The sequence below is a fragment of the Hafnia paralvei ATCC 29927 genome, assembly GCF_001655005.1.
In the GTDB taxonomy this organism is placed as follows: Bacteria; Pseudomonadota; Gammaproteobacteria; order Enterobacterales; family Enterobacteriaceae; genus Hafnia; species Hafnia paralvei.
In genome coordinates this window covers 1-238 of record NZ_LXET01000083.1, presented here as the reverse complement: position 1 = coordinate 238, position 238 = coordinate 1, and the positions used below count along the sequence as shown (strand labels likewise).

At 43.3% G+C, this 238-nt stretch carries 1 tRNA gene; it reads left to right on the top strand.

From position 1 onward, the window contains the following. Positions 1–90 precede the first annotated feature (90 nt). A tRNA-Glu gene (locus tag M988_RS22180) sits at positions 91–166 on the top strand. Positions 167–238: the final 72 nt, after the last annotated feature.

The window sequence follows — 238 nt, the reverse complement described above, 5'->3', positions numbered from 1 at the left end:
TTAATGAGCAAGAGCACCTGTTGATGTTGTGAGTTTTAAGACTCATGCTGATACGAAACGAGAAAGTGTAAGCTTTGTCGGTATTTTCGTGTCCCCATCGTCTAGAGGCCTAGGACACTGCCCTTTCACGGCTGTAACAGGGGTTCGAATCCCCTTGGGGACGCCATTCCGATAATGAGTGAAAGACATTATCACCTGAATATCTTAAAGATGACTTGATTAAGTCGTGTTTAAGATA